The 25,062-nt window shown below is 61.6% G+C and carries 21 protein-coding genes; 15 read left to right on the top strand and 6 right to left on the bottom strand.

Translation table 11 applies throughout. From position 1 onward, the window contains the following. Positions 1–5: 5 nt before the first annotated feature. Both ocd and rocF read right to left on the bottom strand, forming a co-directional pair. Positions 6–1,067 (bottom strand): ornithine cyclodeaminase, encoded by a 1,062-nt coding sequence (gene ocd, locus NKI05_RS24070; RefSeq protein WP_023692901.1) that lies wholly within the window; start codon positions 1,065–1,067, stop codon positions 6–8. Next, entirely contained in the window at positions 1,064–1,999 is a 936-nt protein-coding gene (rocF, locus tag NKI05_RS24065) for an arginase (protein WP_023816116.1), read from the bottom strand. Before rocF ends, ocd begins: the two co-directional genes overlap by 4 nt. A 146-nt stretch (positions 2,000–2,145) precedes the next feature. Between rocF and NKI05_RS24060 the strand changes: the two genes are divergently transcribed. From NKI05_RS24060 to NKI05_RS24040, 5 genes are all read left to right on the top strand, one after another. Next, positions 2,146–2,586 carry an Lrp/AsnC family transcriptional regulator gene (locus tag NKI05_RS24060; RefSeq protein WP_023685065.1) on the top strand — a complete coding sequence of 147 codons (441 nt, stop codon included), beginning with the start codon at positions 2,146–2,148 and terminating at the stop codon, positions 2,584–2,586. 100 nt (positions 2,587–2,686) lie between these two features. Further along, positions 2,687–2,947 (top strand): hypothetical protein, encoded by a 261-nt coding sequence (locus NKI05_RS24055; RefSeq protein WP_023816115.1) that lies wholly within the window; start codon positions 2,687–2,689, stop codon positions 2,945–2,947. 229 nt (positions 2,948–3,176) lie between these two features. Further along, a complete protein-coding gene (locus NKI05_RS24050) occupies positions 3,177–4,391 on the top strand; it encodes a glycosyltransferase family protein (RefSeq protein WP_023752843.1) in 1,215 nt (404 codons plus the stop codon). A gap of 1 nt (position 4,392) precedes the next feature. Then, positions 4,393–5,637, top strand: coding sequence for a glycosyltransferase (locus NKI05_RS24045; RefSeq protein WP_023706790.1), 1,245 nt, complete (start codon positions 4,393–4,395; stop codon positions 5,635–5,637). Continuing rightward, positions 5,634–6,782, top strand: coding sequence for a glycosyltransferase family protein (locus tag NKI05_RS24040; RefSeq protein ID WP_023706791.1), 1,149 nt, complete (start codon positions 5,634–5,636; stop codon positions 6,780–6,782). The genes NKI05_RS24045 and NKI05_RS24040 overlap by 4 nt, the downstream gene beginning before the upstream one ends. On the opposite strand, the gene NKI05_RS24035 is transcribed toward NKI05_RS24040, so the two are convergent. Continuing rightward, complete coding sequence (locus NKI05_RS24035; protein WP_081727413.1) at positions 6,760–7,431, bottom strand: class I SAM-dependent methyltransferase; 672 nt, start codon at positions 7,429–7,431, stop codon at positions 6,760–6,762. The genes NKI05_RS24040 and NKI05_RS24035 overlap by 23 nt on opposite strands. A gap of 266 nt (positions 7,432–7,697) precedes the next feature. Between NKI05_RS24035 and NKI05_RS24030 the strand changes: the two genes are divergently transcribed. From NKI05_RS24030 to NKI05_RS24020, 3 genes are all read left to right on the top strand, one after another. Beyond that, positions 7,698–10,412 (top strand): ABC transporter transmembrane domain-containing protein, encoded by a 2,715-nt coding sequence (locus NKI05_RS24030; RefSeq protein ID WP_023706793.1) that lies wholly within the window; start codon positions 7,698–7,700, stop codon positions 10,410–10,412. 34 nt (positions 10,413–10,446) lie between these two features. Beyond that, positions 10,447–10,914, top strand: coding sequence for a cyclic nucleotide-binding domain-containing protein (locus NKI05_RS24025; protein WP_023672144.1), 468 nt, complete (start codon positions 10,447–10,449; stop codon positions 10,912–10,914). Between the two features lie 111 nt (positions 10,915–11,025). Further along, positions 11,026–11,877, top strand: coding sequence for an MBL fold metallo-hydrolase (locus NKI05_RS24020; RefSeq protein WP_023816114.1), 852 nt, complete (start codon positions 11,026–11,028; stop codon positions 11,875–11,877). A gap of 1 nt (position 11,878) precedes the next feature. Here NKI05_RS24020 and NKI05_RS24015 read toward each other — a convergent pair whose 3' ends face one another. Together NKI05_RS24015 and NKI05_RS24010 are read right to left on the bottom strand one after the other, a co-directional pair. After that, on the bottom strand, positions 11,879–12,637 hold the full coding sequence (locus NKI05_RS24015; RefSeq protein WP_023816113.1) for a polysaccharide deacetylase family protein: 759 nt from the start codon (positions 12,635–12,637) through the stop codon (positions 11,879–11,881). Further along, on the bottom strand, positions 12,634–13,722 hold the full coding sequence (locus NKI05_RS24010; RefSeq protein ID WP_023816112.1) for a glycosyltransferase family 4 protein: 1,089 nt from the start codon (positions 13,720–13,722) through the stop codon (positions 12,634–12,636). The genes NKI05_RS24015 and NKI05_RS24010 overlap by 4 nt, the downstream gene beginning before the upstream one ends. Before the next feature lie 74 nt (positions 13,723–13,796). Between NKI05_RS24010 and NKI05_RS24005 the strand changes: the two genes are divergently transcribed. The 7 genes from NKI05_RS24005 (at position 13,797) to NKI05_RS23975 (ending at position 23,430) form a co-directional block, all read left to right on the top strand. After that, positions 13,797–14,975 carry a DUF3095 domain-containing protein gene (locus tag NKI05_RS24005; RefSeq protein WP_196814920.1) on the top strand — a complete coding sequence of 393 codons (1,179 nt, stop codon included), beginning with the start codon at positions 13,797–13,799 and terminating at the stop codon, positions 14,973–14,975. 303 nt (positions 14,976–15,278) lie between these two features. Then, positions 15,279–16,619 (top strand): adenylate/guanylate cyclase domain-containing protein, encoded by a 1,341-nt coding sequence (locus tag NKI05_RS24000; RefSeq protein ID WP_023672139.1) that lies wholly within the window; start codon positions 15,279–15,281, stop codon positions 16,617–16,619. 151 nt (positions 16,620–16,770) lie between these two features. Next, complete coding sequence (locus NKI05_RS23995; RefSeq protein WP_023672138.1) at positions 16,771–18,666, top strand: ABC transporter ATP-binding protein; 1,896 nt, start codon at positions 16,771–16,773, stop codon at positions 18,664–18,666. After that, the gene (locus tag NKI05_RS23990) at positions 18,663–20,561 is read left to right on the top strand and encodes an ABC transporter substrate-binding protein (RefSeq protein ID WP_023816109.1); all 1,899 of its coding nucleotides are present in this window, start codon (positions 18,663–18,665) and stop codon (positions 20,559–20,561) included. The genes NKI05_RS23995 and NKI05_RS23990 overlap by 4 nt, the downstream gene beginning before the upstream one ends. Positions 20,562–20,563: 2 nt before the next feature. Continuing rightward, the gene (locus tag NKI05_RS23985; RefSeq protein ID WP_023672136.1) at positions 20,564–21,562 is read left to right on the top strand and encodes an ABC transporter permease; all 999 of its coding nucleotides are present in this window, start codon (positions 20,564–20,566) and stop codon (positions 21,560–21,562) included. Further along, positions 21,559–22,740, top strand: coding sequence for an ABC transporter permease (locus tag NKI05_RS23980; protein WP_031198424.1), 1,182 nt, complete (start codon positions 21,559–21,561; stop codon positions 22,738–22,740). Before NKI05_RS23985 ends, NKI05_RS23980 begins: the two co-directional genes overlap by 4 nt. Positions 22,741–22,950: 210 nt before the next feature. After that, complete coding sequence (locus tag NKI05_RS23975) at positions 22,951–23,430, top strand: class I SAM-dependent methyltransferase (protein ID WP_023672134.1); 480 nt, start codon at positions 22,951–22,953, stop codon at positions 23,428–23,430. A 15-nt stretch (positions 23,431–23,445) separates the two neighbouring features. Here NKI05_RS23975 and NKI05_RS23970 read toward each other — a convergent pair whose 3' ends face one another. Then, entirely contained in the window at positions 23,446–24,861 is a 1,416-nt protein-coding gene (locus NKI05_RS23970; RefSeq protein WP_023816108.1) for an adenylate/guanylate cyclase domain-containing protein, read from the bottom strand. Between the last annotated feature and the right edge of the window lie 201 nt (positions 24,862–25,062).

Below are 25,062 nucleotides of genomic sequence, written 5' to 3'. Positions count from 1 at the left end.
GCCCCTCAGGCGGCTGCCGGCTGCAGCGCTGCCCTGAGCAGCATGCCGAAGAGGTCGCGCGGCTCGTCGGGATCGGCGAGCAGGTCGAGCTCCTCGTAGAGGCCGGTGGCCTGAAGCTGGTCTCTGATATAGCGCAGTGCGGAAAAATCCTCGGTGGCGAAGCCGACGGAATCGAACAAGGTGATCTGTTCCGCCGTCTTGCGGCCTTCCGCCTTGCCGGTCATCACCTGCCACAACTCGGTCACCGGATGGTCGGCGTGGAGCTGCTGGATTTCGCCCTCGATGCGCGTCTGCGGCGAGAACTCGACGAAGATGTCGGAGCGCAAAAGGATGTCGCGGTGCAGTTCCGTCTTGCCGGGGCAGTCGCCGCCGACCGCGTTGATGTGCACGCCGGAACCGACCATGTTGTCGGTCAGAATGGTGGCGGACAGCTTGTCGGCGGTCACCGTGGTGATGATGTCGACTCCTTCCACAGCATCCTGGCCGGTGGCGCAGATGGTGATGTCAAAGCCTTTGCCGGCGAGGTTGCGGGCGCATTTTTCCGAAGCCGAGCGGTCAATGTCGTAGAGCCGCAGCCGGTCGATGCCGAGCAGCGCTTTGAAGGCGACAGCCTGGAATTCGGACTGGGCGCCATTGCCGATGATGGCCATCGAGCGCGCGCCTTTCGGCGCCAGATATTTGGCCGCGACAGCGGAGGTCGCCGCGGTGCGCAGCGCCGTCAGGATCGTCATTTCGGTGAGCAGCATCGGATAGCCGGAGCCGACATCGGCGAGCACGCCGAAGGCGGTGACGGTCTGGCGCCCCTCGCGCATGTTCTTGGGATGGCCGTTGACATACTTGAAGCCGTATAGCCGGCCGTCGCTGGTCGGCATCAGTTCGATGACGCCGTCATGGCTGTGCGAGGCGATGCGCGGCGTCTTGTCGAACAGCTCCCAGCGGCGAAAATCCTCCTCGATATAGGCGGCGAGTTCGGTGAGGAACCGCTCGACGCCGATGGTCAGCACCAGCTTCATCATGCGGTCGACGCTGACGAAGGGGACGATGGCAAGGCGGGAAGGCTGGGTCATGCAATGCTTCCCGAATGGCTGCGGGTCGGGCGGTCCATGATGCGCCGGCCCATCAGGCTGGCGGCGAGGTCGACAATCAGCGTGGCGGTGCGGCCGCGCTCGTCGAGGAACGGGTTGAGCTCGACCAGATCGAGGCTGGAGACCAGGCCGCTGTCGGACAGCATCTCCATCACCAGATGCGCCTCGCGGAAGGTGGCGCCGCCGGGCACGGTGGTGCCGACGGCCGGCGCGATGGAGGGGTCGAGGAAGTCGACGTCGAGGCTGACATGCAGCAGGCCGTTTTCCTTTTCGACGATGGCCAGGAAGGCGCGCAGCAAAGGTGCAACGCCGTGCTCGTCAATGGTGCGCATGTCGTGCACGGTAACCCCCGCTTCGCTCAGCGCCCGGCGCTCCGCCGGATCGACGCTGCGCAGGCCCATGACGCAGATGTGGGCAGGGTCGACGGCGACAGGCAGGTCCGGGAAATAACCGTTGAAGCCCGGCCGGCCGCTGGCATAGGCGAGCGGCACGCCGTGCAGATTGCCGCTGACGGTGGTATCGAGCGTGTGGAAATCGGGATGTGCGTCGAGCCACAGCACGAAGAGCGGCCGGCCGCGTTCGGCGGCGCGGCGGGCTATGCCCGACACCGTGCCGGCCGATATCGCGTGGTCGCCGCCAAGGAAGATCGGCATGGCGTCTCGCGAAGCCGCATAGGCGGTCTCGGCAATTGCCGCCGTCCAGGCGGAAATCTCCGGCAGGGCCTTCAGCGCGAGATTGCCGTGGACGATTGCGCGCACGGCGGCCGGTTGCACCGCGCCCCAGTCCTCGACGTCATGGCCGAGTTCCGAGAGCACCGAGACAAGCCCGGCCGTTCGCAGCGCGCTCGGCCCCATCTCGCATCCCATCCTGCCGGCGCCGTCCTGCACCGGCGCGCCAACGATCCTGCAGCGCATGGTTCTTGTTGTCCTTGTAAATTGATTGGGCGGTTGATGCGTGGAATGAACCATCCCGGCCCGGCAGTATGAACAGGCGAAATTGGCATTTCGAGAAGAATGATTTATCAATTCGATAAGTCAGTTTGGTCAAAGTGGATAGAATCATGGACTTGCTCGACGAAAGGCTGGTCACGCTGCTCAGGCATGATGCCCGGCGCAGCATCTCCGATCTCGCGGTCGATCTCGGGGTGTCGCGCGCCACGGTCAGGGCGCGCATGGAGCGGCTGGAAAAAACGGGCGAGATCATCGGCTACACGGTGGTGCTGCGCGCCGACGCGGTCGACCAGCGGATACGCGGCGTGATGATGATCGAGATCGAGGGCCATGCCGCCGACCGCGTGGTCCGGGCGCTCGGCGGCCTCGCCGAGGTTTCGACCATTCACACCACCAATGGCCGCTGGGACCTGGTGGTCGAACTCGGAACGGCGTCGCTCACCGATTTCGACGCGGTGCTTAGGCGGATACGGCTCATCCCGGGGATAACCGGCAGCGAGACAAGTCTGCTGCTGGCAACGCCGAGGACGACAAGGGCAAGGTTGGCGTAGCCGTCCTTCCGGCCGGCGTGTTCACGCAAAGCTTTGTGACGGATCTGGCGAATGGGTCGCCTGGCTGACGAATCTCATTGGGGCCGCAGCTATCCTCCACATGACGGAGAAAGCCGGCATGACGCGAGATTGCACCAGCTTCAACGGTGCAAGGACCGGACGCTTGCCACAGGCCAAGGCTGATGGCAGGATAAAAGGCCGCAACGTGCGGCCTCTGGCGGCCGTTGTGTTTCGATGGATTATGAAGCATTTTCCCAAGGTGCGGGTTCTCCTCACAATGTGCGGCAGCCTCGTTTCGCCTTGGTCGCCCTTGATTTTTCGCAATGTGCGCTTTGCCTGCCTCAGGCCGCAGGGCATTTAATTCCACGGGGTCAAGCCTCATGACAGAGATTTGTGCTCGGGCCGTCTATCGTCGGCGAAGACAAGGCATGGCGCCACAATCAGCGCCCCTGGCATTCGTGACCTGGTGAAGAATGCCGTTGCGTACCTCTCGCCCCCATGTTTCAAAACAGGTCGATAGACCCGTGAGAATGGTTTCGAAGCCTGCGGGGTTGCCCACGGTCCGGCGAGAATTCTAAAAGACGTTCACAATGACACAGCACGCAAAAGACGCACGAATTCTCATGTACAGCCACGACACGTTCGGGCTCGGCCATTTGCAGCGTTGCCGAACGATCGCTCATTCGCTGGTCGGGGATTTCCGCGGACTTCAGGTGCTAATCATTTCGGGCGCCACCATCGCCGGCGCCTTCGACTACCGCGCCCGCGTCGACTTCGTGAAGATCCCCAGCGTCATCAAGTTGCGCAACGGCGAATACACCTCGCTGGAAAAGGACATCGATCTGCATGAGACGCTCAGGATGCGGCAGTCGATTATTCGCCACACAGCCGAGAGCTTCCGGCCGGATATCTTCATCGTTGACAAGGAACCGCTGGGGCTGCGCGGAGAGATCGAGGATACGCTGTCCTACCTCAAGACGCGGGGCACCACGCTCGTGCTTGGCCTGCGCGAGGTGATGGACGCGCCGCATTTGCTCGAAGCGGAGTGGGCACGCAGGGATGTGATGCGCAAGATTGGCCTGTTCTACGACAAGGTCTGGGTCTATGGCCCGCCGGATTTCTACGATCCGTTGACCGGCCTGGACGTGCCGCCGGCGGTCAGGGCAAAGATGAAGTTCGTCGGTTTCCTGCAACGGAGCCTGCAGCAGAACCAATTGCCCGGCCACCGGCCCGAGGGCGACTATATCCTGGTTACCACCGGTGGCGGTGGTGACGGCGCCGACCTGATCCACAACGTCATCGAGGCCTATCAGCAGGATCCGCGATTGCAGCACAGGGCGCTGATCGTGCTTGGGCCTTACATGCCGGCGCGCAAGCGCAACAAGCTGGTCAGGAAAGGGGCCAAGATCCCCTATGTCAAGATCATCGAATTCGACAACCGGATGGAAGAGCTGATTGCCGGCGCCAAGGCGGTGGTGGCGATGGGCGGTTACAACACCTATTGCGAGATACTGTCTTTCGACAAGCCGGCGCTGATCGTGCCGCGCGTCACGCCGCGCGAGGAACAGCTGATCCGGGCACGGCGCGCAGCCGAACTCGGCCTCATCGAGATGCTTTTGCCTGAGGAAGCCGAGGATGCCCAGCGGTTTGCCGATGCGCTGCAGGTTTTGCCGGGCCGGCCCCGCCCATCGCAGAGCAATGCGCATCTGACGCTGGAAGGGCTGCCTCATATTTCCGAAATCGTCGCGGAACTGCTCGACCGGCGGGCCGGCCATCACCTTTCGGTCATTGAAGGCATGAACTGAGTTGCAACACCGCAAGATCGTCGTGGTTCTGAAGGGCTACCCGCGGCTGTCGGAAACCTTCATCGCGCAGGAGCTGCTCGGTCTGGAGCGTGCGGGGTTGGACCTGATACTTTTCGCGCTCAGGCGGCCGACCGACGCAAAACGTCATCCCGTGCATGACGAGATCAAGGCCCCCGTCCATTATCTGCCGGAATATCTGCACAGAGAGCCGCTGCGCGTGGTTCGATCGCTGTTTGCCTGTCTGCCGCGGCCTGGCTTCTGGCGCGCGCTCAAATCGCTCGCTGCCGATATCCGCCGCGACTTTACGCGCAATCGCGCGCGCCGCTTCGGGCAAGCGCTGGTGCTGGCGGCCGAATGGCCGCAAGATGCCGGATGGCTGCATGCCCATTTCGCGCACACGCCGGCATCGGTGACGCGCTATGCCAGCCAGCTTCGTGGCTTGCCCTGGAGCTGCTCAGCCCATGCCAAGGACATCTGGACGTCGGCGGACTGGGATCTGGCCGGCAAGCTTTCCTCGGCGCGCTGGACGGTCACGTGCACGAAAACCGGCTTCGACCATCTGAAAAAACTCGCCAACGGCAGTTCGTCCGTGCATCTGAGCTATCATGGGCTCGACCTTGACCGCTTCGGCAGTTTCGGCGAGGCGCGAAAACAGCGTGACGGCTCGGCGCCGGCCGAACCGGTCATGATCTTGAGTGTCGGACGCGCCGTTGAAAAGAAAGGCTATGATACGTTGCTGGAGGCTCTTGCCCTCTTGCCTGGCGATCTGGCGTGGTGTTTCGAGCATATCGGTGGCGGCGAGGAACTGAACCGGCTGAAGGCGCTGGCGCAAAGGCTCGGGCTGGAGGGGCGCGTCTCCTGGAAAGGCGCGCTGGCGCAGGAGGAGGTGCTTGAGCACTACCGCAGCGCCGACATCTTCGCTTTGGCCTGCAGGATCACCGCGGACGGCGACCGGGACGGCCTGCCGAATGTTCTGGTGGAGGCGGCCAGCCAGCGGCTTGCCTGCGTGTCGACCGATATTTCCGGCGTGCCGGAGCTTTTATCGTCGGATGAAACCGGGCTGCTGATTCCCTCGGAAAACCCGACTGCCCTGGCACAGGCGCTGGAGCGCCTGATCCGCGATCCCGTCCTGCGCGCCCGCCTCGGCGACGCCGCGGAGCGGCGCGTGCGAAGCAATTTCGACCATGTGGCAGGCATTGGACAGCTCAAGGAACTGTTCGAGCGGGAGTGGCGGGCCGCCGAATGAAGCGGCTGCGCGCTTTCTTCTATGTTCAGCACCTGCTCGGCATCGGCCATCTCGCGCGCGCCAGCCGCATTGCGGCGGCTCTGGTCGATGACGGGTTCGACGTCACCGTCGTGACCGGCGGAGCGCCGATCGCGGGATTTCCGGGATCGGGTGTAAAATCCGTGACCCTGCCGCCTGTCACCTCCGGTGACGAAGGATTTTCCGGACTTGTCGACCTGCAGGGCAAAGCCATCGACGATGATTTCAAGAGGCGGCGCTCAGAGATGCTGCTGCAGGCTTTCCGGGATTACAGGCCCGACATCGTCATTATCGAGGCGTTTCCCTTTGGACGCCGGCAGATGCGTTTCGAACTCTTGCCACTGATCGAGGCCATCGAAGCGACATCGCCCAGACCGCTGCTGGCGGCGTCCGTCCGCGACATCCTTCAGGAGCGCGTGAAGCCGAGCCGAAACGAAGAAACGGTCGATCTCGTCAACAGGCATTTCGATCTTGTCATGGTCCATGGCGATCCGGCTTTCGCAACCATCGACAAGACATTTCCGCTGGCTGGGGCGATCAGGGCCGAGGTCGCCTACACCGGGCTCGTTGCTGCGCCGCCGGCGCAAGCGGCCTCAGAGCGCTTCGACGTTCTGGTGTCGGTTGGCGGCGGGGCGGCCGGAAAGAGCCTTGTCAGATCCACCGTCGCGGCGGCGCGAAATGCCGACAACGCCTGGACATGGTGTTTGATCACCGGCCCAAACCTGCCGAAGGACGAGTTTGACGCGATTTCACGCGATGCCTCCCCACGCCTGTCCATCTTCCGGTTCCGCGAGGATTTCGCCAGCCTGCTGACCGGCGCCCGCCTGTCGGTCTCGCAGGCGGGTTACAACACGGTCTGCGATGTCATGCGCGCGGGGTGTCGCTCGCTGCTCGTTCCATTTGCAGCCGGCGGGGAAACCGAGCAGACGCGTCGCGCTCTGATGCTCGAAGAGCTCGGTCTTGCAACGGTGCTGACGGAACAGGACCTGACGCCTGAAGGTCTGGCGCATGCGATCGAGCAGGCGCTTGCGGGACCGCCGCCAGCCTCGCATCGTCTCGATCTGGAAGGGGCGCGGCGCTCGGCGCAAATCCTGCGCGAGCGCTTCAAACAGTTCCAATCAGCATGAAGCGTGTATAATTTTTTGTCGGCAATTCGCCGGAGAACCTGATCTGCCGCAGCGCCGCCATTGCTTCGAAGGCTGCAAGTGACGCCACGCAGTTGATGTGCGTCGGCTCGCTGAAATAGTCGTTCGACTGCAGCAGCACGTTCGTACCCCGCGGAAGCAGGGCAAGCCAGGCGCTGAGATCGGCTATGTGTTCGCAGCTCGTATTGACCACCAGGTCGGGTCGGCCGGCGCCATAGTCGAGTGCGTACATATCTGCCGTCAGCGCTTGAAACCGCTCGCCGGCTTGCCGGTTGAGTGTCCGGGCGACCGCGCCGACTTCGGGATCGATGTCGATGCTGTCGATCGCCCCGATGTCGAAGCGGGCGTCATTGAAAAGCATCGCCGGCAATACGCCGTACCATCCACCCAGAACCCATATGCGCTCGAACCGGCCGCCGCAGCTTTCGAACAGCCTGTCGAGCGCCCACATCTTGCAGGCGACCTGCTTGTGGTTGAAGGCATTGGCGATATCGGCCTGCGGATGCTTGGCGATGACGCGCGCCAGCCCGGCCACGAGAGGGTGGTCGACATAGGCGGCAATTCCCCGCGTGAGGTCCAGGGCTTGCTCATGCCCACCCATGCCGGCATTGCGTGGTTGCGTGACATCCATCATATTCGTCTTCTATGTTGGGATTTCGGGCGACACAACGCAATCTTGCCTCTTGCAAGCCTGTTCGACTTGCGGACGCGACTGTGCCGCAACCCGTTTCGCCATTGACCGGAGGAGGCCGATTGCATTTGTCCGGACCATCGGCGCCCATCCGCCTGGCGCGCAGCTGCCGCTTTGAGCTCGTCGTTGGCGGCGAAGACATGGCCGATACACCATTTGCCAGCAGGTGCCTTTACATTCCGCATCCTTCAAACTGACAATCGCATATGGAAACCAGCCTAGCCCGCTATATCTGGACGCACACCAGGAAGCAGCAGCTCTGGATATTGATGATCGTCGTGCTTTCGATGGTCCCGTATTTCATGTCGTTCGACCTGCCGAAGCTGATCGTCAACGGCCCGATCCAGGGCAAGGGGTTCGAGCAACCGGGCGCGACCCTGCCATTCATGCGGTTGCACTATAACCTGCCGTTCATCGGCGAGGTCCAGTTCTTCTCCGGTTTTCAACTGGACCGCACCTCGACCCTGCTTGCGCTCAGCCTTGTGTTCCTCTTGCTGGTCGTCATCAACGGCTTGTTCAAGCTCTACATCAACACTTACAAGGGCCGGCTCGGCGAACGCATGCTGCGGCGTATTCGTTTCGATCTGGTCGATCGTGTGCTGCGGTTTCCGCCGGTTTACTTCAAGCGGGTGAAATCCGCCGAAGTGGCGACCATGGTGAAGGACGAGGTGGAGCCGCTGGGCGGCTTCATTGGCGATGCCTTCCTGCAGCCGGTGCTGCTCGGCGGCCAGGCGCTGACGGCCATGCTGTTCATCATGGTCCAGAACGTCTGGCTCGGAATGATAGCGGTCGTGATCGTGGCGATCCAGATCGTGCTTATCCCGCGAATGCGGCGGCGGCTGCTCGTGCTCGGGCGCCAGCGGCAGTTGACGGCGCGCGCGCTTTCAGGCCGGGTTGGCGAAATCGTCGACGGCATCGGCGCGGTTCACGTCCACGATACGTCGAACTACGAGCGCGCCGACATAGCAGCCCGGCTCGGGCTCATCTTCAAAATCCGCTTCGATCTTTACCAATGGAAATTCATGGTAAAGTTCCTCAACAATTTTCTCGCGCAGCTCACGCCCTTTCTGTTTTACATGATCGGTGGCTATCTGGTCATCCAGGGGAGGTTGGATGTCGGCCAGCTCGTGGCCGTGATCGGCGCTTACAAGGACTTGCCCGGACCGATGAAGGAACTGATCGACTGGGATCAGGACCGGCAGGATGTCCAGGTCAAATATCAGCAGGTCGTCGAACAGTTCACCGTCGAGAATATCATCGCGCCGGAAATCGGAGCACTGACGGTCGACGATCCCGATCCGATGACCAAGCCGCTGTCGGCGGTCAGCCTGTCGATAGCAGACGATGGCGGCGCAATGCTCCTCAATCGCATCTCGCTCGAGGTCAAGCCGGGTGAGACGGTGGCTCTGGTCAGCACCGCAACAGGGGGAGCGGAGGCGCTTGCGGAAGCCTTTGCGCGGCTGACCTGGCCGGACAGCGGAAGGATCGTTTCGGGCTCCGATGACTTGCTTGATCTCCCCGAAGCCGTGACCGGCCGGCGCATGTCCTACGCTTCGTCGGATGTTTTCCTGTTCCAGGCAAGCCTGCGCGACAATTTGCTCTACGGTTTGAAGCATGCGCCGCTGACATCGGTGACATATGACGGCGCAGCGGCGGACCAGCACCGTTGGAATATCGACGAGGCGCGCCGGTCGGGCAATCCGGATCTCGATATCCGCAGCGACTGGATCAACTATGCCTCCGCCGGCGCCACCGGCCCGCACGACCTCTTCGAAGCCGTGCGCCGGGTGCTCGACGCGGTTCTTCTGTCGCGCGACATTCTGGATCTTGGCTTGCGCTCTTCGGCCGACCTCAAGCGCCACACGAAGCTTGCCGAGCGGATCGTCGAATTGCGTGCGGCGCTGCGAACCCGGTTGGAGGAAGAAGGCCTGAGCGCGCTGGTGGTTCCTTTTGAACCGGGCGCCTACAACAAGGAAGCGACGATCGGCCAGAACCTGCTCTTCGGCGCCGCGGCCGGCCCCGAACTGGCTCACAAGGCACTGGCGTCCAATCCCTATTTTGCTTCCGTGCTGAAGCAAGCCGGCCTCGACCGCACGCTCTACGAAATGGGCATGGAGATCGCCGAACAGGCGATCGAGCTGTTTGCCGACCTGCCGCCCGAACACCAGTTCTTCCAGCAGCTCGCCTTCATGAGCGCCGAGGAGATACCCGCCTACGAAACCTTGCTGCAACGGCTCAAGAATCGCCCCTACGATGCGGTTTCGGAGAACGACCGCGCCATGATGGTCACCTTAAGCTTTGCCTATATCGAGCCCCGGCATCGCTTCGGCCTGTTGACCGACGAGCTGATGAGCAAGATCATCGCTGCACGCAACCAGTTCTATGAAAACCTGCCGGCCGAGCTGGAGAAAGCTGTCGAACGGTTTGATCCTGCCAAATACATCGCCGCGGCCACCGTCATGGACAACGTCCTGTTCGGGCGTGTCGGCAACAACCATCCCGACGCGCCGGACCGTATTCGCTCCATCGTCTATGATATTCTTGACGAACTGGGACTTTATGCCGAGCTTCTGGATGTCGGCCTGGACTTCAACGTCGGCGCCGCCGGCAGGCGGCTGACCGGCGGACAGCGACAGAAGCTCGATGTTGCCCGCGCCTTGCTCAAGCGTCCCGATTTCCTCATTCTCAATCGGCCGCTGTCGGCGCTCGACCAGCGCGTGCAGGACAAAGTGTTGCGGAATGTGCTCGACGAAGCCAGACGCGACGGCCATTCGCCGGCAATTGTGTGGGTGGTGACGAATCCGGCAATGGCGGCGATGTTCGATCGGGTTGTGGTCTTTGACTCAGGCCAATTGGTGGAAGACGGAACACACGAGACACTCTTGGCGGGAAACGGTATCTTCAAGGAACTTGTGTCATAGTCTGGCAAACGCGAATTCAGGAAGGTTTGCGACAATGCTGCTCAAGGATGAAGTTGGAATGCTGCAACGCGTTCCCTTGTTCTCTGGCATCGAGCCGACAAAGCTCAAGCTGCTCGCGTTCACGTCCGATCGCGTGAACTACAGTGCCGGCCAGATTCTTTTCCGGCAGGGCGACGAGGCAGACGCCGCCTATGTCATCCTTTCGGGCAGCGCGGATATTCTGGTCGATTCCGACAATGGGCCGATCAAAGTTGCCGAATTGCTGCCAAATTCGATCGTTGGCGAGATTGCCATATTGTGCAACAGCTCCCGTACTGCCACCGTCAAAGCGGCAAGTGAGCTGGAGGCCTTGAGAATCCGCAAGGACCATTTCCTGAGGCTTATGAAGGAGTTTCCCGAAATGACCATCGAGATATTGCGGGTTCTTGCCGATAGGCTAAGCAGTACGACCGCGGACCTGATCGACGCACGAACGGCCGAGAGCGATTCACAGTTGCACTGAAGCGGCGAGCCGCTCTGTTTCTTTGTTTTGATGCAGTTTCCGGAACCGTGTCACACCTTTCCTGGAACGACTCTGGCAGCAGTTGGTTGGCTACGATGGGCGAAAGGGTGCATGGACGACGATTTCTTCCTTGTCAGGTTTTGGGGCGTGCGCGGCAGCATTGCGGTGTCGGGGCCAGAATTTGCTCGCTATGGCGGCAACACGATCTGCATCGAGATGCAATGCGGCAAGCATACGCTTCTGTTCGACGCGGGCTCCGGCTTGCGGCCTGCCGGCAGGACGCTTCGGGCGGCGGGCGTCACCGATTTCGACCTGTTTTTCACCCATTGCCATTACGATCACATCATCGGGCTGCCGGCTTTCAAGCCTATTTATGAACGAGGCATCAAAGTTACGCTTTGGTCCGGGCATCTGGCTGGACGCATGACGACGCGGCAGATGGTCGATGAATTCATTCGGCCGCCATGGTTTCCGGTGACACTCGGTGTCTGCAAGGCGAGCCTCGACTGCCGCGATTTCGCATCCGGAGACGTGCTTCGGCCGCGCGAAGGGGTGGTGGTGCGAACCGGTAGTCTTACCCATCCGGGCGGCTGCATCGGCTACCGGGTCGAATGGGGTGGCCGCGTCGTGGCGGTCATCACAGACACCGAGCACGAGCCGGGCAAACTCGATCCGGCGGTGCTCGGCCTGATCGAGAATGCCGACCTCGTCATTTACGATTGCACCTACACCGAGGAGGAAATGGAGCGCTACCGCGGCAACGGGCACTCGACATGGCAACAGGGCGTCAAGCTCTGCGAGGCGGCCGGCGCGCGCGGGCTTGCGCTGTTTCACCACGATCCGGCACGCACCGACGATGAGCTGGACGAGATGGAGAAACTGGCCAAAGACAGATTTGCCGGCGCTTTTGCGGCGCGGGATGGCCAGACGCTCACATTTCCAGTCTTGCACAAAAAGCGCTGAGCTATTTTCCGGCGCTGCGTTCTGTCAGTGTGCTGATCGGAAGCCATGCGCAGCCTTCTGCCCGCGCGGTGATCGTGAACAGCCGTTCGAGGAAAAGCCAGGCCGATTCATCATGGACGAGATGGTGGGTGAGCAGGCCGACCGGTTCGCCGCCGCCGAATGCACGCTGCAATTGCGCGACGATGGCCTGAACCAACAGACCATGATCGCGGCAGCCGCGCGTGCCATGCCAATCCATGATGTCGACATTGCTGTTGATGACCGCCAGGGAAGCCGGCCTTGGCGGCCCGAACACCGACAATGCCGCAAATCCTATCGATCGGAGGTCGGGTACCAGGCCGGCGTCGATCCGGTTCCAGGGCGGCACCAGCATCGGAACCGCACGTGCGCCGTGCAGGCCGCTTACACGCGACAGCCCGCCGGCCAGCTCATCCAGCACCACCTCGCGTGGCCGATGCGCGCCAAGCTCCTGCTTTTTTTGACCCTCGGGCGCATGATTTCGGTGCGCCCAGCCATGAATGGCGACCGTGGCATGCGGCGCCGCGTCAAGCCGGAGGACAAGCGTCCCGTCGGTCCGGGCCGGAATGACGGCCAGAGTGACCGGCACCGCGAAGTCACCGGTGAGGTCGAGCAACCGATCGAGCGCCGGCGTCGGATCCACGGCGTCATCGTCGCGCAGCCAGAACTCTGCCTTGCGGCCCGCCCGTTGCCGGTGCGCCAGCTCGTCCACCAGGGGCTGCCAAGTCGGGTCGGATGTCATGACAACGGGATCATCTTGAGAAGTTCCGCCAGACGGGCCTTTGCAGCACCGAGAGAGCGTTCTTCCAGAACGAAACGTCTGGCCTCTGCAGCCATGATGGTTCTTTCGTCATTACTGGCCAGAAGCCTTGCGATGGCGGAAGCGAACGCCGCCACATCGCCCGGCGGGGTGAGAAACCCGGTCTGGCCATGCCGCACGACCTCCGGCACGCCGGCAATGTCCTGAGCCACCACCGGAAGGCCGGCGGCCTGTGCTTCAAGATAGGCAATGCCATAGGCCTCGCCGTAACCCGGCCAGACGTAGATTCCCCCGCTATAGAGGACATCCGGCACGGCGACCGGCTCGATCGCGCCAAGCCATTCGATACGGTCGGCGGGCAAGCCGGCGAATTGAGCCTTTACCTCGTCACGGGCAGGTCCGTCCCCGACGACCGACAGCGTCCAGGGGAGGTGGCCGATCAACCCGAGCGCCTGCGCCAGCATGCGATAGCTCAAGACCTTGTCGCCCGGGCGCATCATGGCGACGGTCACGAGGCGCGTCGGATAATCCAGTAGCGGCATTTCGTGGAATGCCGATGTGTCGATGAAGGGTGAAAGCATACCGAGAGCGGCGTGGGGAACAGCATCCGCCAGCCCCTGGCGATCCCTTTGCGTGAAGCAGATGTTCAGCGCCGCCTGTTCGATGGCTCGCGCCACCAATGCCTGGCTATCGGCCCACGAACCGGCGTTGCGCCGTTCGGAATAGGAGGCTTCGGCCGTCACATAGGGGACGGCAAAGGCCAACGCCAGCCCGGGCCCGATCAGGTCGGGCGCCTTGTAGTAGGGATGATAGGAGAACCAGAGATCGGGCTTGCCGTCACGGTCCCAAAGCCTTGTCAGTCGCGCGGCTTCGTCCCGCGCCTCGATCACGAGCGCATGGAAACTTTTCGGTTCCGGCTGGCGTAGATAGAAGCGCAACTCCGATGCCAGTTCGACGCTATGCCCGCCATGCTGCAGCGCCTGGACCAGCATCCGTGCCATCTGGCGGTCGCCGGAGACAACGGGATGATTGGGCGACTTCAGCGGGGCGTAGAAGGCAATTCGCATCGCGCGATCCTATCATCGCAAAGCCTGCCCAAGTCAATTTCGAGGCATGATCGACTTCACCTTCAAGCGCTGGAATGTGCTATCTGATGCTTATGGAAACAGCAGTCGCGTCCGACCCGTTCGTCGCTTCTTTGCCGGTCTTCGCAAAGTTCGAAAGCGTTGCCGATATCGACAACTATCGGCCTCTCCCCGATGGCTGGGCCCTGGCCACCGCCGACATCGTCGGCTCGACCAAGGAGATCGAAGCCGGGCGCTACAAAACCGTCAATATGGCCGGCGCCAGCGTCATTTCGGCGCTTCTCAACGCGCTGGGCCGGCAAGATCTTCCCTTCGTCTTCGGCGGCGACGGCGCGCTCGTGGCGTTTCCCGGCTCGGCGCTGGAGATCGCCCGTATCGCGCTGGCTTCTGTCCAGAGATGGGTGGCGGACGAACTGGACCTGACCTTGCGTGCCGCAATCGTGCCGATAAAGGACATAAGAGCGCAAGGCCTCGACGTTCGCGTGGCGAGGTTCCAGGCCTCCGAAGCAGCCTTCTATGCCATGTTCGCCGGCGGCGGCGGCAGTTGGGCGGAAGCCGAAATGAAAGCCGGGCGCTACCGCGTCGACCCCGCCCCGGCCGGCGCGCGGCCGGATCTGACGGGCCTCTCCTGCCGCTGGAACCCGATCGAAGCCCGGCATGGCGAAATTGTCTCGATCATAGCCGTGCCCGGGGCATCGCGCGACTTGCGTGGTTTCCAGTTTCTGGCTTCCGACATCATCACCCTTGCCGGCAGGCAGGAGCGCGATGGCCACCCGGTGCCGGTGGACGGTCCGGCCTATAGTCTCTTGCCCGCCGGTCTCGATGTCGAGGCACGGGCCACGGCGCCGCCGGGGCGGCGGTGGCTGGCCAAGCTGTGGGTGATCTTCCTGATGACGCTTACGGCCGTCACCGACAAATTGGGCTGGACGATCGGCGGTTTCGATCCGAAGGTCTACAAGCGCGAGGTGGCCAGCAATTCGGATTTCCGCAAGTTCGACGACGGCTTGAAGATGACCATCGACGTCGACGCGGATGTGTTGCAGCGGATCGAGAACCGGCTGAAACAAGCGGAAGAGGCCGGCATCTGCAACTATGGCCTTCACCGCCAGAAGTCGGCCTTGATGACATGCCTCGTCATCTCGCCGCTGCAGCGCGATCATGTTCACTTCATCGATGGCGCCGCCGGCGGCTATGCAATGGCTGCCGCAAGCCTGAAGGCGAAGGCGCCGGTCTGATGACGGCTTGGGGAATCGATTTTCCGCAATGCGCCGCGGCCATGGTTCTTGAGACCCGGCGAGCCCAACGGTGCCTGAGCCGACCAATTATTTGCGCGATGTCAGGATCGGGATTGCACTTCGCCGGCAGCCTCGCCACATAGTGTTGCAGGTGATTTGTGCGGTCGACGTCTGCTTGCTTCCTGCAAGGACAGTCATTCGGGATATTCTTCGCCGGCTTCTGCCCCCGAAGCCGGCTTCGTTGACTTCGAGAATTTTGCGGATCAAAGGAGATGGCTCGTCTTCGACGGGTTTCGAGATAGCATGAGCACAGCGCAAGCAGAAATTTCCAACATTCTCATGGATAAGGTTGCCGATTGGCTGACCCAATCGGCGCTGGCGGGCGACGACCTGGAAACATTGGTCAAGGGTTTTTGTGAACGGCTGGCTGCTGCCGGCCTGCCGCTGAAGCGGGTGCATTTGAGCTTTTCGATGCTGCATCCGCTTTATGACGCGCTCGGTTTCACCTGGATTCGCGGCCAAGGCCTGGAAGTGGAAGGCTTCCGGAGTGAGAACGGCGTCCATTCCGACAGATTCCTGACCAGCCCATACTACCATCTGCTCAGCAACAAGCTCGACCATCTGCGGCGCCGGCTCGACCCGTCGGTGCGGTCGGAGTTTCCTGTTTTCGATGAGCTCAGGCTTATGGGCGTCACCGATTACATGGCTTTCGTCCATCCCTTCAACGGCGATACAAGTCAGGGCATGTTGGGGTCCTGGTCCACCGACAGTGCTTCAGGCTTCAGCGACAGCATGATTTCGGCGCTGCTGCGGATCCAGAACCATCTCGCTATAGCAAGCAAGATGGCGGTGCTCACCAAGCTCGCCGACAACATGATGACCACGTATCTCGGCGGTGACGCCGGCAGGCGCGTGCTGGACGGCCAGATCAAGCGCGGCGAGGGCGACACAATCCGGGCCGCGCTGGTGATGGGCGATATGCGCGGGTCGACAAGGCTCGCCGAAACCTCCGGCCGCGAAGTCTATATCGATACGCTGAACCAGTTTTTCGATGCCATCGCAGCACCTTTCAATCGCAAAGGCGGGCAGATCATGAGTTTCCTGGGGGATGGATTCATTGCCGTCTACCCCTGCGAAAGGCACCGGGCGCAGTCAGAGATCGCCTGCCAGGCTGCTCTTGCGGCTGCGCACAAGGCCAGCATGCGCATGATGGAGCTCAATCTGCGCAGAAAAGAGCAAGGACTGGGCGACATAAAATTTGGTATCGGCCTGCATGTCGGCAATGTGATGTTCGGCAATGTCGGGCTTACCGACCGACTCACATTCTCCGTCTTCGGCTCGGCTGTAAACGAGGTCCAGCGTCTCCAGACCCTCACCAAGAAATATCCGCACAGCGTTCTCGCCAGCAAGGACTTCGCCGGTTATTGCGGGGCCAACAGTTGGCTGACGCTCGGCGAGGAGGAACTGGCGGGCAGCAAGCAGAAGCTGACGGTGCTTTCACCCGATCTGTCGGGTGCTCTCGCACTCGATGAAGACGCTGCGCTGCAGCCGTTTCACGATCGGATATCGGACGCCGAGCAGGTCATGCTACTTCATCGCGATGCCGCGCGGCTGTCGGCGGGCGACCGGAGGAAGCTCCAGTAGTCACCACCATCCGATCTGGACGCCCTGGTATGCTGTCCGGCCGCCGGTCGCCGGGGAATTCGTTTCGAATCCAAGTTGCTCTGCGCTGACAATGCGCTAGTCTTGCTTTTTGGGGCCGGTCGGGAGGCGCCAGATTGGGGCTGGTGTGGGAATGGATGCAGGCGTTGATCTGCTGCGGATCGAGGATGTTGGCATCTCTTTTGCCATTGTCGGGGGACCGTTGCATGCCGTCAGGCGGGCAAATCTTCGCGTCCTGCCCGGCAAGGTCACCGCACTTGTCGGTGAGTCCGGTTCCGGAAAATCGGTTCTCAGCCAGGCGGTGATGGGCATCTTGCCGAACACGGCCCATGTTCGCGGCCGTATCCTGTTTTCCGATCCCAAAAAGCCCGGCACGACGCAGGATATCCTGCAGATGCCGCGAGACGGACCCGAAATCCGGGCGTTGAGAGGCAGCCGCATCGGCAAGATCTTTCAGGAGCCGATGACATCGCTGTCGCCGCTGCACACGATCGGCAACCAGGTCAGCGAATCCCTGCAGATTCATACGCACATGGATCGGACGGAGCGCAAGGCACGGACCGAGGAAATGCTCGGCCTCGTCGGGTTTCCCAATCCCAAGCGCGCCTACGACATGTATCCATTTGAACTTTCGGGAGGATTGCGGCAACGCGCCATGATCGCCATGGCGCTTATCTGCCGGCCCGCTCTGTTGATCGCCGACGAGCCAACGACGGCGTTGGATGTCACCATCCAGGCGCAAATCCTGCAATTGCTTCGTGGGCTCCAGACCAAGCTCAACATGGCAATGCTGCTGATCACGCACGACCTCGGCGTGGTCGCCAATGTCGCCGACGAGGTGGTCGTCATGTACCATGGCGAGATCATGGAAGCGGGCCCTGTGGAGGCAATATTCCGCCGGCCAGGCCACCCTTACCTGAAGGGCCTCATGGCAGCCGTCCCGCATTTCGACCTGAAGCCTGGCGAAAGGCTGAAGGCGCTCCGCGAGGTGCCGGTGAATGTCGGGACCCTGCTGGGCAAGCAGACGGCGCCGGAAGCGAAGGGGCCGGACGACATTCTGCTGTCGGTCAGGGATCTGAAAAAGGTCTACACCATCCGCAACTCCGGATGGTTCAGCGGGAGCCATCAGACCTCTGTTCGCGCCGTGGACGGCGTCAGCTTCGACATCAGGCGAGGTGAGTGCCTGGGCCTGGTTGGCGAAAGCGGCTGCGGCAAAACCACCGTCAGCAAGATCCTGATGCGGGCCGTCACTCCTACCGGCGGCTCCGTGATCTTCAACGGCCGCGACGGACCGATCGACGTCCTGGAAGCCGAGGGAGACGCCCTGCGCTTGCTGCGGGCGAAACTCCAGATGGTTTTCCAGGATCCGGTCTCGTCGCTTTCGCCTCGCATGACCGTGGAAAACATCTTGAGCGAGCCGCTGGAAATCCATCAACGTGGCAATGCCGCGTCCCGGCTAGCCACAGTCAAGAGCCTGATGCAGGCAATCGGGCTCGATCCGCGCTTCATCCAGCGTTATCCCCACAGCTTCTCCGGCGGGCAGCGTCAGCGTATCGGCATTGCGCGCGCCTTGGCGCTGGGGCCTGAACTGCTGATCTGCGACGAGCCGGTTTCGGCGCTCGATGTCTCCGTGCAGGCGCAGATCCTGAACCTTCTGAAGGACCTGCAGAAGGAACTGGGCCTGACCTACCTGTTCATATCCCACAATCTGGCGGTGGTGGACTACATGGCGGACCGCATCGCGGTGATGTGCGGCGGGCGTATCGTCGAGCTTGCACCGCGCGAAATTCTGCTCAGGAAACCGATCCACCCCTACACGCGCTCACTGCTCGCCGCAGTCCCCTTCCCCGATCTCGACCGGCCGATGGATTTCAAGACGCTGAAGCTCGGCGGCGCTTCCGACACCAGCGCATGGGGCCCGCAATTCCGCGACGAGGGCGAAGAGGATATGCTGTCGCCGCTCGATCTCGGCGGCGGCCATCTCGTGCTGGCCCGACGTTCGGCCGATGTCAGCGAGTTACGCCATTGATCAGCCGCCGCACTGTCCTTGGTCTCATGGCTTCGGCATTTCTGCCGGGCACGGCGCGCGCCGGCGATCTGGAGCCGGATTTTCTTCAGCCGCAGCTGAAAGCCAGGGCTCTGCCGCCACTCGCGGATCGCCTGCCCAAAAGCCCGCGCGCGTTGAACCTCGCCGCGATGGGCCGGCAGCCCGGCCAGTATGGCGGCACGCTGCGTACGATCATCGGCAGCCAGAAAGATATCCGGATGATGACGATCTACGGGTATTCCCGGCTGGTCGGCTATGACGAAAAGCTTAACTTTCAGGCCGACATTCTCGAAAGTTTCGACGTAAAGGACGATCGCGTCTTCACGTTCAAGATTCGGGAAGGCCATAAATGGTCAGACGGCAGCCTGCTGACGCCGGAGGATTTTCGTTATTGCTGGGAAGATGTCTGGCTGAACGATGAGCTTTCGCAAGGGGGGCTCGCCCCTGCCCTGCTGGCGGACGGCAAGCCGCCACGTTTCGAGATCGTCGATCCGTTGACGGTCCGCTACAGTTGGGACGCGCCCAATCCCGACTTCCTGCCCAAGCTTGCCGCTGCTTCGCCGACACCGCTTGTTTTGCCGGCCGCCTATCTCAAGCAGTTCCACAAGAAATACCAGGATCCATTCCGGCTCGCCGGCCTGATGAAGGAGAACCGGACCGCGAAATGGACGCTCCTGCATATCCGCATGTCGCGGCAGTATCGCCCGGAGAACCCGGATCTGCCGACGCTCGACCCCTGGCAGAACCGGACCAAGCCGCCGGCCGAGCAGTTCATCTTCGAGCGCAACCCGTTCTTTCATCGAACAGACGAGAACGGCCGGCAACTGCCCTATGTCGACCGGATCATCATGAATGTCAGCTCGTCGGCGATCATCTCCGCCAAGACCGGTGCGGGCGAGAGCGACCTGCAATGCATGGGAATCGACTTCAGCGATTACTCCTTCCTGAAGGACGCGGAGAAGCGCTACCCGGTGAAGATGCATCTGTGGAAACGCACACAGGGTTCGCGGCTGGCGCTCATGCCCAATCTGAATTGTGCCGACCCGGTGTGGCGTGGCCTTTTGCGTGACGTGCGCGTGCGCCGCGCCCTTTCGCTCGCTGTGGACCGGCGCGAGATCAACATGGCCGTCTTCTACGGATTGGCGCAGGAAAGCGCCGATACGGTCTTGCCGGAGAGCCCGCTCTACCGGCCGGAATTCGCGAAAGCCTGGGTCGCCCACGATCCCGACCAGGCCAATGCACTGCTTGACGAGGTCGGGCTTCAGGCCCGTGACGATGACGGCCTGCGGCTACTTCCCGATGGACGCCCGGCGCAGATCATCGTGGAAACGGCCGGCGAAAGCACGCTGGAAACCGATGCGCTCGAACTCATCACCGATCACTGGCGCAAGATCGGCATCGCTTTGTTCATCCGGACTTCGCAGCGCGACATCTTCCGCAGCCGCGCGCTGGGCGGCCAGATCCTGATGTCGATGTCGTCGGGCATCGACAATGGCGTGCCGACCGCCGACATGAATCCATACCAGTTGGCCCCCACCATCGACGACCAGCTGCAATGGCCGCTCTGGGGCGCTTACTATCTGTCGCATGGCAAGATGGGTGAGGCGCCCGATGTTCCTGAAGTGGTCGAGTTGATGGCTTTGCTCAAGCGCTGGAACGGATCGACCCAATCCAGCGAGCGCGCCGAAATCTGGAACTCGATGCTGTCGATCTACACCGATCAGGTGTTCTCTATCGGTACGGTGAACGAAACACTTCAGCCGATTCTGGTATCCTCGCGGCTGCGCAACCTGCCTGACAAAGCACTCTACGGCTACGACCCGACCTCCTATTTCGGTGTCTACATGCCGGACACATTCTGGCTTGGAGGCTCCTGAGCGTGCTTCGATATCTTGTCTGGCGCATCGCTGTGATGGTTCCAACGCTGCTGGTCATATCGGCGCTGGTGTTCACCATCATCGAACTTCCACCGGGCGACTATTTCGACAGCTATGTCGCCGAGCTTCGGGCCCAGGGCGAAGCGGTGGATTCCGACCGCATCCAGATGATGCGCAAGGAATATGGTTTCGACCAGCCGCCGGTCATTCGCTACTTCTACTGGGTGGGCGGGATGCTGCACGGCGATTTCGGCTATTCCTTCGAATATGAGCTGCCGGTTCGCGACGTCGTCGGCGACCGAATGTGGCTGACCGTGCTGGTTTCCTTCGTCACGATCATCTTCACCTGGCTCATCGCCTTTCCGATCGGCATGTACTCCGCCACGCATCAATACAGCTGGGGCGACTACGGCCTGACTTTCTTCGGCCTTCTCGGCCTTGCCATTCCGAATTTCATGCTGGCGCTGATCCTGATGTATTTCGCCAACATCTGGTTCGGCACGTCCATCGGCCACCTCATGGACCAGCAATATCTCGGTGAGCCGATGAGCTGGGCCAAGGCGAAGTCGATCCTCGCCCATCTCTGGATCCCGGTCCTGATCATCGGCACCGGCGGCACGGCGAGCATGATCCGGCGGCTGCGCGCCAATCTGCTCGACGAACTGCACAAGCAATATGTCGTTACGGCGCGCGCCAAGGGCCTGCATCCGTTCAAGGCGCTGGTCAAATATCCGCTGCGCATGGCGCTCAATTTCTTCATTTCCGACATCGGCTCGATCCTGCCGGCCATCATCTCCGGCGCTGAGATCACGGCTATCGTTTTGTCTTTGGAAACGACCGGGCCGATGCTGATCAAGGCGCTGCAAAGCCAGGATATGTATCTGGCAGGGTCATTCCTGATGTTCCTTGCCTTCCTGACGGTTATCGGCGTGCTGATTTCCGACCTGGCGCTGGCGCTGCTTGATCCACGAATTCGTTTGCAGGGTGGCAGCACCAAATGAAGCAGGACTCGCCGCTGCCCGCTCCGGGTGCTCCACTGCAACACTACATTTCCGGCGCGCCCTTCGACCTGCAGTCGGTCGAGGCGATGACGCCGGAGCAATCGAAGGTCTTTCAGGCATCGCAGTTGCGGCTGATGTGGTGGAAATTCCGCAAACACCGGCTTGCGCTTATATCCGGCATATTCCTGGCAGTGCTGTATTCCGGGATACTGATCTGCGAGTTCCTGGCGCCCTACAATCTGCACTCGCGCAACATGGACTACATCTATGCGCCGCCGCAGCACGTGCACCTGTTCCACAATGGCGAGTTCGTCGGGCCGTTCGTCTATGGCCGCCAGATGACGCTGGATATGGACACGCTCAAGCGGAACTACATCGAGAACCACGACGATGTTCAGCGGCTCCGTTTCTTCTGCAAGGGCGACACTTATCGGTTCTGGGGCCTGATCGAAGGTGACAGGCATTTTGTCTGTCCTGCCGAAAACGGGCAGCTGTTTCTGGCCGGCACCGACAGGCTGGGGCGCGACGTGCTCTCGCGCATGATCTATGGCGCACGCATTTCACTGACTATCGGCCTCGTCGGCATCAGTTTCAGCTTCCTGCTCGGCATCGTCATCGGCGGACTGGCCGGCTATCACGGCGGTATCTTCGACCTGATCGTTCAACGAATAATCGAAGTCCTGCAATCGATTCCCAGCATTCCGCTATGGCTGGCCCTGGCGGCGATCATGCCGATAACCTGGAGTCCGATCCTGATCTATTTCGGCATCACCGTCATCCTCGGGCTGCTCGACTGGACCGGACTGGCGCGCGCCGTGCGTTCAAAGCTTCTGGCCTTGCGCGAGGAGGATTACGTTCTGGCGGCGCAATTGATGGGCGCCGGAAGCAGCCGCATCATCAGGCGGCATCTCATTCCCGGCTTCATGTCGCATCTGATCGCGACGGCGACGCTCTCCATCCCTGGCATGATCCTGGGCGAAACGGCGCTGAGCTTCCTCGGGCTCGGCCTGAGAGCGCCGATCACCAGCTGGGGCATCCTGCTCACCGAGGCGCGCAGCGTCAGCGTGATCGCGTTCTATCCATGGCTGCTTTTGCCGATGCTGCCCGTCATCCTCGTCATCATGGCGTTCAACTTCCTCGGCGACGGCTTGCGGGACGCCGCGGACCCCTACAAGTGAGATCGCCATTCCGCCACGCATAGTGCCGCCGACGCCACCCGGAATGTCGCTTGCCGGCCTCCTGTACGGTTGTTGCACTGTTTATTGTCCGCCCCTATATGTGCCGACTCGCAATCGAGCTTAGCGCGTCAGCTTCGGGATTCACCCGTGAACAGTTCTTGTCGCGGGCGTTACCGATCTCTTGATCTGGTTCAGGACACACAATCGCATATGAGTCGCCTCGATAATTTCATCAGCAGGATGACCGCGCAGCGCGACATTCTTAATCGAATCTGCCCCGAGGTGGCGAAGATGGAGGGGCTTGTGCTTGAGCTCGGCCTCGGCAATGGCCGGACATTCCACCATCTGCGCGAGCTTCTGCCCGGGCGCCGGATCGTGGTGTTCGACCGCGAAGTTGGCGCGCACACTAGCTCAATTCCCGAAGCTGAAAACCTCGTGCTCGGCGAAATACGCGAGACGGGCCGCAAGTTCATTGGCATCGAAGCCGCCCTTGTTCATGCCGACATTGGCACCGGCTATGACGATCGCGATGCAGTGACCGCTACCTGGCTTCCCGATCTGATTGCGAGCCTGCTTCGGGTCGGCGGCTTCGCGGTCAGTGGCACGCCGCTCGATCACCCGCTGCTGCAACATCTCCCGGCGCCCACTTCGGAGCCCGCCGACCGTTATTTCCTCTGCAAGCGCGTGTGAGCGGTAGAGAACTCTTCAGGGGATCGTATAGACCGCTATCTCCCGCTCGATGCCGCGCAGCGAGACCTCGTGCGGCACCGGCGTCAGCGCGTTCCTGTGCAACAGATCGGCGGTGAGATTGTCATCGACCACCGTACGCGTGGCGAAGATCGCCTGTGCGTTGGCGAGGTTCTGGACCCGCGAAGCAATGTTGACCGTCTGGCCGAAATAATCCTGCCGCTCGTTCATTGACACGGCTATGCAGGGGCCGGCATGAACACCGATCTTGAGCAGAAGGTCCTCGCGCCCGCTTTTGTCATTGAGGGCCCGCATGGCGTCGCGCATCCGCAGCGCCGCGGCAATCGCACGGTCAGGCGTCGCGAAGGTCGCCATCACCGCATCGCCGATCGTCTTCACAACCGCGCCTGCCTCCGCCGCGACGATCTCGTGCAGAACCTGGAAGTGCTCGCGCACGAGATCGAACGCTGAAAGATCGCCCACCCGCTCGTAAAGCTCGGTCGATCCGCGCAGATCGGTGAACAGGAAGGTCAGGCTGGTGATCTTCAGGCGCTGGTTGATATCGAGCGTATCCGTGCGATAGAGATCCCGGAACGTCTGGTTGGTGAGCAGGCGCTTGGCGGTCACGAAGGGCCGGCGCTTGCCCAGGAAATCATGCAATACCGGGCAGGCGATGAAGACCGTCGGCAGCACGCGCGTGTCGGTCCTGTTTTCCAGCGAAATGCGCAATGGGCCGGGTTGCATCTCCAGCGTCTGGCTCTGGACATGGTCGCGGTCGAAGGCCAGAGAGAGGTTTCGCCGCTCTTTTGCCGGTTCGCCCTTCGCGTCAATGAACTGGGCCGAATGCGTGACCGGCTCGAAGACGATGATGAATTGGGGCGGAAGCTGGATGTGCAGAACCGCCTTTTCACCGGGCGCAAGCTCGATATCTTCCAGCGAGAACGCTTCCATCTTTTCCGCCAGATCCTCGTCCGGCAGATCGGCCCCGGACGCCCAGTAGATCTGGCGGTAATATTCCACCAACGGCAGTTCGTGTGGATTGTGGGCGGCAATCCTGCGCACGCGGGGACTGACGGTGAATGTCACCTCGACCATCTCGTCGAGTGTCGGCGAATAGCCCTGGGAGCACAGCGCGCAGGTGTATTCGTCCTTCTGCATGGTTTTCAGCGTGGCGTTGGTGTCGAGCACGCCGCCACAGCCGGGGCACAGAACATTCCAGGAAATGTCGAAGATGCCCACCCGCGCCGCATGGAGAAAGGCGCTTATGGTGCGTTCCTCGTCGAGGCCATGCTTGCTGGCGAAGGCCAGCGCATTGATGCGGCAAAGTTCGCGGTCCTTGCCCTCGGCGATGGTTTGCCGGATTGCGTCGATTGCCTGCGGATCGACATCGGTCGATTGCCGCAGAAGCGAGAACAGATCCTGAGCTTCGGTCATCGTGCAGGCTCCGGAAATTGCGCCGTTAGGGCATGATGCCGAAAAGTGTGAAGCGGTTTTCGGACGACATCATCCTCTATTTCCTGATTTAGAGGCGGATTCAGATTTCAGGTCGGACAGACCTGAAATCATCCGGCTCTAGGCGTGTTGGCCGGACCGATCTTCGACCCGAACGCTCCATCATACTGCGAAATGGACCGT

This window comes from Mesorhizobium sp. M0771, from assembly GCF_040320155.1.
GTDB lineage: Bacteria > Pseudomonadota > Alphaproteobacteria > Rhizobiales > Rhizobiaceae > Mesorhizobium.
The sequence above is the reverse complement of the archived record's forward strand: the minus strand, read 5'-3'. Positions and strand labels throughout refer to the sequence as shown.